Source organism: uncultured Gordonia sp. (assembly GCF_937858515.1).
Classification (GTDB): Bacteria; Actinomycetota; Actinomycetes; order Mycobacteriales; family Mycobacteriaceae; genus Gordonia.
Genome location: NZ_CALLZT010000156.1, coordinates 1 through 12,685, shown reverse-complemented (window position 1 = coordinate 12,685; position 12,685 = coordinate 1). Strand labels below are relative to the sequence as shown.

Annotated in this window: 10 protein-coding genes and 1 pseudogene; all 11 read right to left on the bottom strand. The window is 64.2% G+C overall.

The features are described 5' to 3' along the window. A pseudogene (locus Q0627_RS15075) lies at nucleotides 1-1,228 on the bottom strand (DNA-directed RNA polymerase subunit beta); the annotation flags it as partial. A gap of 349 nt (nucleotides 1,229-1,577) precedes the next feature. Further along, nucleotides 1,578-2,321 carry a hypothetical protein gene (locus Q0627_RS15070; protein WP_298811116.1) on the bottom strand — a complete coding sequence of 248 codons (744 nt, stop codon included), beginning with the start codon at nucleotides 2,319-2,321 and terminating at the stop codon, nucleotides 1,578-1,580. Nucleotides 2,322-2,323: 2 nt separating this feature from the next. Continuing rightward, nucleotides 2,324-3,169: a hypothetical protein gene (locus tag Q0627_RS15065; protein ID WP_298811114.1), complete on the bottom strand. Its 846-nt coding sequence runs from the start codon at nucleotides 3,167-3,169 to the stop codon at nucleotides 2,324-2,326. 220 nt (nucleotides 3,170-3,389) lie between these two features. Continuing rightward, entirely contained in the window at nucleotides 3,390-4,640 is a 1,251-nt protein-coding gene (locus Q0627_RS15060; protein WP_291010977.1) for an MlaD family protein, read from the bottom strand. Continuing rightward, entirely contained in the window at nucleotides 4,637-6,034 is a 1,398-nt protein-coding gene (locus Q0627_RS15055; protein WP_291010973.1) for an MCE family protein, read from the bottom strand. The genes Q0627_RS15060 and Q0627_RS15055 overlap by 4 nt, the downstream gene beginning before the upstream one ends. Beyond that, nucleotides 6,034-7,332, bottom strand: a complete 1,299-nt coding sequence (locus Q0627_RS15050; protein WP_291010970.1) for an MCE family protein — start codon at nucleotides 7,330-7,332, stop codon at nucleotides 6,034-6,036. The genes Q0627_RS15055 and Q0627_RS15050 overlap by 1 nt, the downstream gene beginning before the upstream one ends. After that, nucleotides 7,332-8,423: an MCE family protein gene (locus Q0627_RS15045; protein WP_298811111.1), complete on the bottom strand. Its 1,092-nt coding sequence runs from the start codon at nucleotides 8,421-8,423 to the stop codon at nucleotides 7,332-7,334. The genes Q0627_RS15050 and Q0627_RS15045 overlap by 1 nt, the downstream gene beginning before the upstream one ends. 5 nt (nucleotides 8,424-8,428) lie before the next feature. After that, nucleotides 8,429-9,502 (bottom strand): MCE family protein, encoded by a 1,074-nt coding sequence (locus Q0627_RS15040; protein ID WP_298811109.1) that lies wholly within the window; start codon nucleotides 9,500-9,502, stop codon nucleotides 8,429-8,431. Beyond that, nucleotides 9,499-10,860 (bottom strand): MCE family protein, encoded by a 1,362-nt coding sequence (locus tag Q0627_RS15035; protein WP_298811106.1) that lies wholly within the window; start codon nucleotides 10,858-10,860, stop codon nucleotides 9,499-9,501. The genes Q0627_RS15040 and Q0627_RS15035 overlap by 4 nt, the downstream gene beginning before the upstream one ends. 7 nt (nucleotides 10,861-10,867) lie before the next feature. Further along, nucleotides 10,868-11,749, bottom strand: a complete 882-nt coding sequence (locus tag Q0627_RS15030) for an ABC transporter permease (protein ID WP_298811103.1) — start codon at nucleotides 11,747-11,749, stop codon at nucleotides 10,868-10,870. Between the two features lie 4 nt (nucleotides 11,750-11,753). After that, on the bottom strand, nucleotides 11,754-12,560 hold the full coding sequence (locus tag Q0627_RS15025) for an ABC transporter permease (protein WP_291015070.1): 807 nt from the start codon (nucleotides 12,558-12,560) through the stop codon (nucleotides 11,754-11,756). Nucleotides 12,561-12,685: the final 125 nt, after the last annotated feature.

The window sequence follows — 12,685 nt, the reverse complement described above, 5'->3', positions numbered from 1 at the left end:
CCACGACGGGACGGATGTTGATCAGGGTCTGCGGGGTGATCGCCTCGACGTCCTGGGTGGTCATGCGCTCGCGCACGACCCGCTCCATGCGCGAAAGGCCCACGCGGATCTGGTTCTGGATCAGCTCGCCGACGGTACGCAGGCGACGGTTGCCGAAGTGGTCGATGTCGTCGACCTCGATCGGCACCTCGATGCCGCCGGGGCCGGTCACCGACGACAACGTCAGCACGTGCGGGTCGGCCTCGTGCAGACGCACCAGGTACTCGACGGTGGCCGCGATATCCTCGCGGGTCAGCGTCGACTCCCCGACCATCGGGTTGGCCGTCAGGCCGAGCTTCTTGTTGACCTTGTAGCGGCCGACGCTGGCCAGGTCGTAGCGCTTCTCCTTGAAGAACAGGTTCTCCAGCAGCGACTCGGCCGACTCCTTGGTGGGCGGTTCGCCCGGACGCAGCTTGCGGTAGACCTCCAGCAGCGCCTCGTCCTGGTTGGACGTCGAGTCCTTCTCCAGGGTCGACATCATGATCTCGGAGAATCCGAAACGCTCGGCGATCTCCTCGGTGGTCCAGCCGAGCGCCTTGAGCAGCACGGTGACGGGCTGGCGGCGCTTGCGGTCGATGCGCACGCCGACGGTGTCGCGCTTGTCCACGTCGAACTCCAGCCAGGCACCGCGGCCCGGGATCACCTTGACGGTGTGCAGGGTCTTCTCGGTGGCCTTGTCGATGGCGGCGTCGAAGTACACGCCGGGGCTGCGCACGAGCTGGCTCACCACGACACGCTCGGTGCCGTTGATGATGAAGCTGCCCTTGTCGGTCATGATCGGGAAGTCGCCCATGAAGACGGTCTGCGACTTGATCTCGCCGGTGTTGTTGTTGATGAACTCGGCGGTGACGAACAGCGGCTTCGCGTACGTCATGTCCTTGTCCTTGCACTCCTCCACAGAGGCCTTGGCCTCATCGAAGTGCGGATCGGAGAACGACAGCGACATCGACCCGGAGAAGTCCTCGATCGGGGACAGCTCATGCAGGATGTCCTCAAGCCCGCCCGTGGGGTTCTCGACGCCCCTTGCAAGTGCCTTCGCCCGCCACTCCGGAGAGCCTTGGAGCCATTCGAAGGAGTCAAGCTGCAGATCGAGGAGGCCCGGGACCTCCAACGGCTCGCTGATCTTTGCGAATGAAGCGCGGCGCGGCGCTCCGGGGATGGTTGAGGTGGACTGGCGGTTGATTGCCAAGATGCGTCCTTCCAACACGAAGTGTGAACCTAGCTAGCGGTGCTCGCCCTTGATGGGCCGTTCGCTGGAGACACGCCTGTGTTGGCATCAACCACGGGTTGATACGCCGCACGACGCGACGCATGTGGCCTGAGGCAGAATCAAAGATGGACAGGAGGCAGCCAGCGCAACGTCCTACTGTATCAGAAAATAGGCGCGGTTTGTCAACTCACGCCTGGAGTGATCTCACCGACACCGGTAGAGATCTGTCGCCGATGGCTGCCTGCTCATCTTTCACTGGTCACAGAGTGGCCCGAGATCGGCTCCGCGTCAAGCGAAACAGCAAGATTGGTGAAAGATGAGCAGGACGTCAGGACACCGCGTGGATCTGATCGAGCTTCTCGATGAGCCAGGCATCGCCTTTGCGGACCAACCGCAGGTCGATCGCGGGTGCGCCGCTGTTGGCCGCGATGCCGTTCAGCGACTGGCTGATGACCAGGTTCATGATGACGTGCGCCTTGTCGCCCTCGCCGCCGCCGGTCAGCTCCATCACGCCCACACCATCGACCTTGCAGTCCGCAACGGCCTTGGTCTGCTCGATCAACTGCTTCTGCGTCGGCAGGTACTCGTTGAACTCCTTGAGGGGCTTGCCGGTGAGCGCCGAACGAGCCTTGGCCGCCCACTTGTCGAACTCGGTGCCGTCATAGGCGAGCACATTGCACGCCTTGCTGCCGGCCTGCGAGGTCAGCTCGGTGGTCGCGGCCTCGTCGATGAACGCCTTGTTCTTGCCGATGCTCGCGCCGGGATGCAGTGCCCCGATGATCGCGATAATCGCGAGTACCAGCGCGGCGACTCCCAGCCAGATCGCCAGCGTCCACGGCGACTTCGAACGGGTCGTCGTCAGAGCCGAACGGGTGGCGGACGTGCCCGCGGCCGACGACGTGGCGCGGGTCGGCTCGTCCTGTCCCGCTCCGGTGGCCGGAACGGAGTCCGGCGATGCCGGTCCGGTCGCGCTCGCCTGCTCCGCCGTCGTATCGGCATCGATCGGCCGGCCACCACGGTCGAGCCCTGCGACGCGGGGCCGCGCCTTCTTGGGACGTGGGTTGGTTGCCATCATCAGTTGCCCGCCCCTTCGGTCGTGCTCGGCTGCTGCGTCTGGGTCGGCTGGGTCTGGGTGGCCGTTCCCTGGTCGCCCGCGTTGGCCATGTCCGATTCCAGCGCCAGCGAATCAAGCGAGGTGATGCTGGACGCCTTCCACAGGTCGCCGTTCTTGGTCATCCCGACCATGAAACCCATCGACCGCTTCACGCCGGCCTCGTTCGACTTCTTGGATGTGGCTTCCACATACACCAACACGCGGGCCGTCCCGTCGTCGGCGTTCACCTCGACCGGTGCGCTGCGCAGCACCCTGCTCGACAGCTTGGCCACCTGACCGGTTCCCGCCGCCTGGATCTGCTGCGTCAGCTTCTTGAAGTCATCGGGGGTGATCTGGGTACGTGCGTCGCCGGTGAGCGACGAATCGATGCGACGCTGCCAGTCCTTCACGTTCGCCGGGTCGATGGTAGTGATGTTGATGATCGCGTTCTCGGCGCTGACCGTCGCATCCTCGCGCGCGCTCTGCGTCGGCTTCTCGTCGGTGTAGACCTTGTAGCCGCTCATGCCGAAGATCACCGCGAACACCAGTGCCACCAGCGCAGCCACGCCGGCAGCAGCAGTCACCAGCATCCGGGTCCGCTTGGATCGAACCTGTGCCTCACTCGGAACCGTGCCCACGGGGGCAGAATCAGCAGCATCGTCCTGCGAACCGGAATCGTCCGAATCGGAATCGTCCGAATCGGGCGCCTTCGGTTCGTCGGCGGTGTCCCCACCGGCCTTCTCCAGGCTCACGGTCTGTTGGTCATCGACGGGGGTCTCGGCGTCCGAGACACTCTCGTCCGCCGAATGTGAACTATCGTCGCTCATTTCATCCTTGCGTCATTGGACTGCCCACAACGGTGGACTCGTCCGGTCAGGCTCGGCCCCGCACCGCGCATCAGGCACCGGAGCGCGCGCCGTGCATCGGTGAGATCGCTGTCACCGTCGGGCCGACGGCCACTCTAGCGCCTGACACTGAGAAAACCCATGCCGCGAGAAAAACCCATGCCGCCGCGGAGATGCGGTCGGCATGGGTTCGTCTCGGCTACTACTTGGCGTGGATACCGAGCAGGCCCGCGAGCTGAGTCGCGATCGGGTTGAGGTTGAGCTTGTCGGGGTCCTTCTTCGGAGTGTTGTCCCAAGGCTGCACCATCGTCGGATTCGCCAGCTCCGCACGTTGTGCACTGCGCACGCCGGTCGGGTTACCCACCGGGGCCTTGCACTCGGCGTTCGTGTTGAACGGGAAGTCGTCGTAGTTGATGTCGAAGTCCGGGTTGCGTTTCTTCATCTCCTCGATGATCTTCTGCGTGCTCTCGTAGCCCTTGGTGCAGGCCGGCGGGTTGTTGGTCTCCAGGACGATGCCGAAGTGGATCTGACCGTCACCCGGGACCACGCTCTTGGCACCCGAGGACAGCGCCGACAACATCGCGAAGATGGTGTTGGTGACGTAGCCGGTGGGGCCGATCGTCCGGATGGTTCCGCCGAGATCCTGCAGCACCTTGGTGATGTCACCGCCGTGCTTCTGGATCAGCTCGGACAGTTCGGTGGCCGCCGCCGGGCCGTCCGCCAGAATCCGACGGATGTCGGGATCGGACGACTTGAGCGTTTCGGCCAGCACGTCGAGATCGCGCGACCAGCTGAGGATCTCGTCCTTCTGCACGGACTGCGTGCGCAGCACCACGTTCGAGTTCTGGAGCAACGACACCGTCTCCGGCAGAGCATCGACGCCCGACTTGGCCAGCACGCCGAGCGAATCGACCAGACGTTGCAGATTCTCGCTCTGCCCGCTCAGTGCCTTACCGAGTTCGGTGACCACGGTGTGGAAGTCGTCGAGCGGAATCTCCCCGGCGAACTTGATCGCCGAGTTCAGGATGTTCTCGATCGGCGGCGGGATCGACGTGCGTTCCCGCGGGATCACCGAGCCGTCCTTCAAGTACGGACCCGACGATGACGTCGGCTGCAGATCGACGAACTGCTCACCGACCGCGGACCGGTTCGCGATCACCGCATACGCCGTGGCCGGCACCTTCGGAGCGCTCTTGTTGAGCTTGAGGGTGACGTCGACGCCCTCCGGGGTCAGCTCAAGATCGCCCACCGAACCTACCGGGGTACCCCGGTAGGTGACCTCGGCGTTCTTGAAGATGCCGCCGGAAGACTTGTCCATCTGCACGGTGACGTCGTACTGACCGAGGCCGGACAGCTTGTCCAGCCGGGCGTACTTGGCGCCCGCGTACACGAGGGCGACGATGCCGACGATCGCGAACGCGATCAACTGCACCTTGGCTAGTTTGGTGATCACTTGTCTCCACCGATCATCGAGAGCGGACCGTCGATGAACCGCTGGTCAGCGGCCGCCGGAGCGGGAATCACCGAGTACTGCGTCTTCGCCTTGTCATCAGCCTTGGCCTGCGACTTGACCTTGGTGTCCGCCTTGACCTTGGCATCCGACTTGGCCGACTTCTTCTTGGCCGAGTACCTGGTGCCGCTGGGCGGTGTGTTCGGACCCGGCTGCGAACCCGGGGCCGGGTTGATCAGGCTGATCGTCGGCCAGCCGGACCGGGGACCGTTGCCGTTGATGTACGGGTTACTTGGATTGACCGGGTACGGATTCACCTTGACCGGGGAATGCTTCGGCGTTCCCTGTCCCACGCCGAGTGCCTCGATCTGATTGAGGATCCGCAGATCCAGCGTCATGAAGAGGTTCGTCGAGTCACCGTGAATCGCCGGCAGCATCGTGTCCGGGAACGGAATCGTCGGGAACAGCGGAAGCGACGTGATCAGATCCGGAGCCGCCTTGGTCAGCTCACTCAGCACCGGCCGCAGCGCCTTCAGATCGGTGATCAGCGCCTCACGCGACTTGGTGATGATGTCGGTGCCGACATCTCCGAGCCGATCGAGCTTGGTGAGCAGATCGACGAACTGCGGCCGCTGATCCTCCAGAACCTGCACCGCCTCGGGCAACTCGCCCAGGATGCGGTCGATCTGGTCGGTCTGCGCGACAGTGCGCTCGGACAGCTGGTTGAGACCGTCGATCGCCGTCACGATATCGTCGCGCTGCCGGTTCAATCCGGCCACGAGCTTCGACGTGGTCTTGAGCAGCGACTTCAGTTCCGAGCCGTCGGTGCCGAGTGCCTTGTTCAGCTCGTCCACGATCGGCGTCAACTGTGCCAGACCACCACCGTTGAGCAGCATCGACAGGGCGCCGAGGACTTGCTCGATGTCGGTGGCCGTGCGGGTGCGCTCGTTGTCGGCCGAGTTCCGGATCAGCTCCTTCGGGTCCTGCCGGGGAGCATTCTCCGAACCCTCCGGCTCCGACAGCGACACGAACTTCTCACCGAGAAGCGCGGTCTGCTGGATCTCGACGCGCGCGTCCTCGGACAGATTGACGTCGTTCTTGACCTCGATCTTGACGTTGGCCTGCCACGAGTCCTTGGGCACCTTGATCGAGACGATCCGGCCGACGTTGATGCCGTCCTTCTTCACCTGCGACTGCGGTACCAGGTCGAGCACGTTGTCGAACTGGATGGTGTATTGCCGTGGCTTGCTACCGGTGTCGGTGCCACCGGGCAGCGGCAACTCCTGCATGTTGATGCCGCAGCCGGCCACCGCGACGGTCGCGGCCACGAAGGCCGCCCCGATACCCGCGGCGCGGGCCGAATGCCGACCCCGCCCGTTATTGCCGATTCTTGTCATCAGTTGCCCCCACGCTGCGACGGTGGTGTCTGCTTGAGCTGCGGATCCGGATTGCCGGGCACTGTTCCCGGGGACGGCTTCTGCTGCTGTCGGTCGTTGCTCATGATGCCGAACGGGAGGATCGGCAGTGTCGGCGTCAGCACACCCTTGGTGATCTGCTTGGCCACCTTGGAGCAGTTGTCGACGAGCGGGCGCATGGACGCGCTCCACTGCTTGGCGGCCGGATCACCGGGCATGAGCTTGCCGAGATCGAGCACCGAGCAACCCGCGGTCAGCGGATCCTGCAGCTCCGGGATCGTCAGCCGCATGTCCAGGGTTCCCGACTCCGCGTTGTACGCGTTGATCAGGTTGCTGATCGTCAGCGGCAGCAGCGTCAGGACTTCCTTCAGGTTGTCCTTCTCATCGAGCAGTGCCTTGGTGGTCGGCTGCAGGTCACGGACCGTCTTGCCGATCTTCGCCTCGTTGTCATCGAGGAACGTCGCGACGTCGCCGAGCGCATACGAGAGCTTGTTGAGCGCCTGTCCGAGCTGATCGCGTTCGCTCACCATGTACTTGGAGAACGAGGCCATCTGCGTGTTGAACTGCCGCACCTGCGCATCGTTCTCGCGCAACGCACCCACGAACACGTCGAGGTTCTTGATCGTGGAGACGATGTCGCCACTGGACCCGGCCAGCGTCTTCGACGCCTTCGACAGCTGCTCGATGGTCTCGCCCAGCTTGGCGCCGTTTCCTTCGAGGTTGTCGGCACCGACGCGAGCAAGCTTGGTCAGCGCGCCCTCCTGCTCACCGGTGGCCGGCTTGTTGGCGCCGTTCGGACCGAGCGCGTCGGTCAGGTTCTGGATACCGCGGTAGAGCTCATCGACCTCGACCGGAACCATGGTCTGACCGTCGTCGACGCTCAGACTGAACGACTTGGGCGCCTTGCGCATGCCCTCCTTGAAGACGGGCGTCAGCTGGATGTATCGGTCGGCGACGACCGACGGCACCACCTGCACGGCCTTGACGTCCTTGGGAAGGTCGATGCCGCGGTCGACGGACATCTTGACCTGCACCCTGTCGCCCTTCGGGGTCACCTCATCGACCTGGCCGACCTTGACGCCCAGGACCCGGACGTCGCTGCCCTTATAGATACCGACGGTCCGCGCGAAGGTCGCGGTGATCTTGGTCTTGCCCATCGAGTTGAACGCCCACCACAGTGAACCGGCGACGACCAGTGCGAGGACCAGTGCGAGCACCGTCATCACGATGGCGCGCGGGCTGAACCAGCGGCCGGGGCCCGATGTCTGGGGAACCGTCATCAGCCGGCCTCCGTTCCGCCGTTGTTCTGATTGGCCGTCTTGTTAGGCGGCCGAGTGGTGTTCTGCTGCGGCAGTGCCGGCGGCAGGATGTTGGTGACCACCGACTCCAGCCAGCGGCCGTTGCCGAGGACGTTGGTGTACATCCGGTAGAAGGGCGCCATGTACTTGATCGTGTCGCGGATGTTCTGGTTCTGCCTTTGCAGCAACTGGTTCACCTCGGCAAGTGCGTCGAGTGCGGGGCCGATCTGCTGCTCGTTGTCCCGTACCAGGCCGGTCAGCGAGGTGCTGAGCGAGGTCGTGGTGGCGAGCAGTTTGGAGATCGACTGCTGCCGGTTGTTCAGCTCTTCGAGCAACTGACCTGCTCCGGCGATCAGCCGCGCGAACTCCTCGTTCCGGTTGGCCAGGATCCCGGTGGTGGACTTGGTCGCCTTCAGCAGCCGCTTGACCTCCGAGTCGCGACTCGCGATGGTCTCGGACAGCCGCGACAGGCCTTCAAGGGTGGGGCCGAAGTTGCCGGCCGTACCCGACAGCGAATCACCCAGCGCGTCGAAGGCCTGGGCCAGCTGCTCGCTGTCGATGCCGGCCTCGCCGGTGTTCGGGTCGTCGGTCAGCTGTGTCGATGCGTCCGAGAACGCCTCGATCACGTCGTACGGCGATACCGTCCGCTCCAGCGGAATCGGCGTGTCCGGATCGGCGAGCTTGTCGCCGAGCGGGGTGACGGCGAGGTACTTCTGACCCAGCACCGTCTTGATCTGGATCGACGCCTCGCTGCGGTCACCGATCCAGGTGTTGTTGGCGCGGAAGGTCACCTTGACTCGGTCACCGTCGAGCGCGACATCGTCGACCTCGCCGACCTTGATGCCGGCAACGCGGACCTCGTTGCCCTTCTTGAGGCCGGCGGCCTCGGTGAACTCCGCCGAGTAGCGCGCTCCGGCGCCCACCAGCGGTAGTTCGTTCAGGAAGAACGCCGACACCGCGACCATCAGCACCACCAGGATGCCGATACCGCCGATGCTGACGGGAGTTCGCTTACCCGCGAAGCGCCGGCTCTTCTTGGGTTGTGCCGGTGCGGGAGTGGTCTGGTCAGTCAATTTCGTCACCCCCGGGGCCGTTGATTGTCACGCCAGCAACGGGTGGCCGCGCTGGTGTAGAGGACATGGTTGATATCCGGCAGGGATACCAGCGGTTTGGTCAGCAACGTCGACTTGCCGTTGCCGGCCACGACGTCGATGCCGCACAGGTAGAACTGGAACCACGAACCGAACGTGGCCGCTCGACCCACCTTCTGCAGCTTGACCGGCAGGTTCTTGAAGGCTGTTTCGACGTCGCCCTGACGCTTGTTGACCTGATCCGACAGCGACTTGAGGCCCGCGATATCGCCCTGGATGGAGGGCCGGGTCTTGGTCAGGATGTCGGAGGTCACGGCGGTCAGGTTGGACACCGACGTGATGGCCGAGCCCACCGAGTCACGCTGCGCGGCCAGGCCGCTGACCAGGTTCGAGGTGTTCACCAGCAGGGAGTCGAACTCGTCGTTGTGGTCGTTGACCGTGTCCATCACCTTGGTCAGGTTGGTGATCAGCTCGCCGATCACCTTGTCCTTGTCAGCGAGGGCGGTGGTCAGGTCGGCGGTGTCCGAGAACAGGCTCGACATGGTGTCGCTCTGGCCCTGGAAGACGTTGATGATCTTCTCGCTGAGCTTGTTGACCTCGGTCGGGCTCAACTCCTTGAACAGCGGCTTGAATCCGTTGAACAGTTCGGTGAGGTTGACCGCGGGCGTCGTCGAGTCGGTGCCGAAGACGTGGCCGGGTTTGAAGGCGACCGATTGATCTCCGGCACCCCGTTCGAGGGCCAGATACCGCAGGCCGGTGAGGTTGCGGTACTTGATCACCACGTTGGTGCCCTCGGGCAGTCGGTCGCGGTCGGCGTTGAAGGTGACCAGTGCCTGGTTGCGGTTGTGGATCTTCACATCGGTGACCTGGCCGACGCGCACGCCCGCGATACGGACGTCGTCGCCGGCGTTGAGCATCGCAGCGTCATCGAAGACTGCCTTGAACTCGGAGTCACCGCTGCCGCCGACGTTGCCGATCGTCAGCGCCAGCATCGACGTCGTGATCACGGTGATCACCGCGAACACGATGAGTTTGATCAGGGGTCCGGTGATGGATTTCATTTGATGTTCACCTGTGCTCCCTTGAGCCCGGCTCCGCCGATCATGGTGACCCAGGCGGGAACATTCTCCGGGTCGTTGCCGGTGGTACCGGCGTAGACGACCTTCAACTGATTGACGTACTCCGCGTTGTCATAGGGGTTGGCAGCAATCGTTCCGGCGGGAACCACGCTGTTCTGGCTCGGCGGGCTGATCGGGAAGTCGTCACCGGCGATCGGGATATCCCTGGGACCGGCGTTACGTGACGGCGGCTGGTACGAGCCCTCGCCGAGGCCACCACCCGGATACTGCGGGAAGGGACGACCGTTGGTCGGCGATTCGTAGCAGATGGCCGGACGGTTGTAGTCGAAGAACCGCGGCTCGTCCTGGTTGGGCAGGTAACGCCCGCGCGGGTTGACGAACTGGAGGTTCACTCGGGGACCGGGGTTGGCCGTGCCCTTGCCGACGACCCTGTCGGCCTCCGGAACGATGCTCGCGAAGTTCTTGAACGTGCAGCCGAAAGCCGGTGACTGCCGTGCCGCGCCGCGCAGGAACGGTTCGCCCTTGATGACGATGTCGAGCAGATCCCTGCGGTTGGTCTGCAGGAAGCCAGTGGTGTCGGTGGCCGCGGTGCTCAGCGTCGAGATCAGATTCCGCAGATCGGACTGCTTCTCGACGATCGTGTTTCCGGTGGTCCGCAGGTTGTCGAGGCCGTCGATGATGTTCGGCAGCGCCTCGGAGTAGGTCTGCGAGAAGTCCGACAGACCCTGCAGCGTGCCCTCCAGATCCGGCAGCACCTTGTTGATGCCGCTGAACACCTTGTTGAGGTCGGTGATCGTGGTGTGCAACTGGTCACCACGGCCTTCGAGCGCCTTGGACAGCGCGGTCAGGGTGATGTTCAGGTCCTGCGGGGGAACGGCCTTGAGGAGTGGCAGGAGCTTGTCGAACATCTCCTGGATTTCCTTGGCGTTGCCGCTCTCGTCGGTGCGGATGGTCGCGTTCTTGGTGCTGGCCAGCGTCGGACCGCCCGTGGTCTCCGGGACGTTCAGGTCGACGAAGCGCTCGCCGAACAGGGTCTTGGGCAGGATGCGAGCGGTCGTGTCGGCCGGCAGCTTCTTGGCCATGTCGGGGTCGAGGCCGAGGGTGACGACGACCTTGCCGTCGGGGGACGGCGTGATCTCGCGGACCTCGCCGACGATGACGCCGCGCGCCTTGACGTCGGCGGCGTTGGGCAGCGCGTTACCCGCGGTGTCGGTGGTGAACTTGACGGTGGTGAACGACGTGAAAGCCTTGTTGAACTGCAGGATCGTAAAGGCCAGGAAGCCGATGCAGACCAGCAGGAAGATCAGGCCGAGGAGTCGTTGACGAACTGTTGCGGACATCGGGCGCCTAGCCTCCCACTCGAACGGTTGTCGACGTTCCCCAGATGGCGAGGCCGAGGAAGAAGTCCAGCAGCGCGATCAGCACCAGCGCGGCTCGCACCGCGTGACCGACGGCCACGCCCACGCCGGAGGGGCCGCCGCTGGCGAAGTAGCCGTAGTAGCAGTGCACGAGGATGATCACGAACGCGAACACCAGCACCTTGCCGAACGACCACAACACGTCCACCGGTGGTAGGAACAGGTTGAAGTAGTGGTCGTACGATCCCGTGGACTGACCGTTGAACAGGGTGGTCACCGTGCGGGAGGCGAAGTACGCCGAGATCAGGCCGAGCACGTACAGCGGGATGACGGCGATGAATCCGGCGATGACGCGGGTCGACACCAGGTACGGGACCGATGGAACGGCCATGACCTCCATGGCGTCGACCTCTTCGGAGATCCGCATGGCGCCGAGCTGGGCGGTGAAGCCGCAGCCGACCGTCGCCGACAATGCGAGCGCGGCGACCAGCGGCGCGACCTCGCGGGTGTTGACGTAGGCCGACAGGAAGCCGGTCAGAGCCTGCGATCCGAGCTGGTCGAGGGCCGCGTAGCCCTGCATGCCGACCACGACACCGGTGAAACCGGACATCATGACCATGACGCCGACGGTGCCGAGGATGACGGCCAGACCGCCCGAGCCGAAGGCGACCTCGGCCAGCAGACGCAGCACCTCGCGCTTGTAATGCACGATGGTGCGCGGGATCCAGGCGAGCGTGCGTCCGTAGAAGGACATCTGCTCGCCGGCACCGTCGAGGATCTTCAGCGGCTTGTTGAGCTGCTTGCGCGCCTCGTAGGCGTAATACTCGGCGCGCGATTTGGTGATTGTGACGCCACCACCGGAGTCAGACATCGCGTCAGCTTCCCTTCGCCGGAACGATCTGGAGGTAGACCGCCGTGATGATCAGATTGGCAAGGAACAGCAGCAGGAACGTGATGACGACGCTCTGGTTGACGGCGTCACCCACACCCTTCGGTCCGCCCTTGGGGTTGAGTCCCTTGTAGGCGGCGACGACGCCGGCGATGACACCGAAGATGGCTGCCTTGACCGTGGAGATATAGAGGTCGGGGAGCTGGGCCAGCGCGCTGAACGAGGCCAGATACGCACCGGGCGTACCGTTCTGCAGCACGACGTTGAACACGTAACCACCGCCGATACCGATGACGGCGACGAGGCCGTTGAGCAGCATGGCGACCAGGATCATGGCCAGCACGCGGGGTACGACGAGACGCTGGATGGGGTTGATGCCCAGCACCTCCATCGCGTCGATCTCCTCGCGGATCGTTCGCGAGCCGATGTCGGCGGCGACCGCCGATCCGGCGGCACCTGCCACCAACAGCGAGGTGACCAGCGGTGACCCCTGCTGGATCACCACCAGGACGCTGGCGGCGCCCGTGTAGGACTCGGCACCGATCTGCTTGATCAGCGAGCCGGTCTGCAACGAGACGATCGCGCCGAACGGGATCGCGATGAGCGCGGTCGGCAAGATCGTGACGCTGGCGATGAACCAAGCCTGCTGGATGAACTCTCGCCACTGAAACGGGCGCACAAGGGACTGGCGTGCGACATCGACGAATAGCTGAACGATATTGCCGGACTGTGCGAGTGCACCGTTTCCGGCCTTTGCTATCCGATCAATGCCACGCGTGGTGGCACTGGCCATGGAAATTTAGCTCCGGTTGTCGGGGTTTTCGGTGGAGCTGTGCCGCCCACCCTCGTTCGGGACTTCAAACTCTGCGGTCGGGCCGTCGACCAGACCCGGGGCAACCGCCCAACTCTGGGTGACCG